Below are 602 nucleotides of genomic sequence, written 5' to 3' on the forward strand. Positions count from 1 at the left end.
CGGTCAAGAATTAAATACTCGTGATGCGGTAGGAATTTCAGGAACTGACACTTTGAATATTAAAGCCAATACAGATGCTGAATTTTTATTGATGGATATTCCAATGAATTATTAATTCAAACAAAAACAATTAATACCTGTACCTTGAAACGATAATAAATCTGTAAATCAGACTATTATCGTTTCTTTTTTGCTCAATTTTTAAAAAGAAAGACTAACTTTATAAATAAGAAAATTGGTCTGACTTTAAAATTAAATTCATCCTTAAAATTTTAAACCATGAATCCAAATAACCTCATTAAAGAATATACAAACGGAGAAGTTACGATTGTATGGCAATCTGGAAAATGTATTCATTCGACAAATTGTGTCAAAAACAATCCAGATGTCTTTCGTCCAAAAGAAAAACCTTGGATTACTCCAGAAAAATCTGCAACTGAGAAAATAATTTCAACAGTTAATAAGTGTCCATCGGGAGCATTGACATTTTATATGAATAATAAAACCTAAACTTTTTACATAGTTTTTTGCCACAGATTAAATTGATTTTTTCGCCACGAATTGCTCGAATTTTCACAAATTTTGATTCAATTTATTTCGTG

General features: G+C 28.7%; 2 protein-coding genes. Both read left to right on the top strand.

Going from position 1 to position 602, the window contains the following annotated elements; translation table 11 throughout:
• Positions 1-115 (top strand): hypothetical protein (locus JC606_RS23740; protein WP_443083689.1); only part of this gene is annotated, 115 nt, incomplete at its 5' end.
• Between the two features lie 164 nt (positions 116-279).
• Positions 280-510: a (4Fe-4S)-binding protein gene (locus tag JC606_RS23280; RefSeq protein ID WP_198779574.1), complete on the top strand. Its 231-nt coding sequence runs from the start codon at positions 280-282 to the stop codon at positions 508-510.
• Positions 511-602 lie beyond the last annotated feature (92 nt).

This window comes from Vibrio sp. IB15, assembly GCF_016406055.1.
GTDB lineage: Bacteria > Pseudomonadota > Gammaproteobacteria > Enterobacterales > Vibrionaceae > Vibrio > Vibrio chagasii.

Excerpts from the sequence above, each read along its gene's own strand:
- JC606_RS23280 (WP_198779574.1), top strand. The coding sequence starts at position 280 with ATGAATCCAAATAACCTCATTAAAGAATATACAAACGGAGAAGTTACG.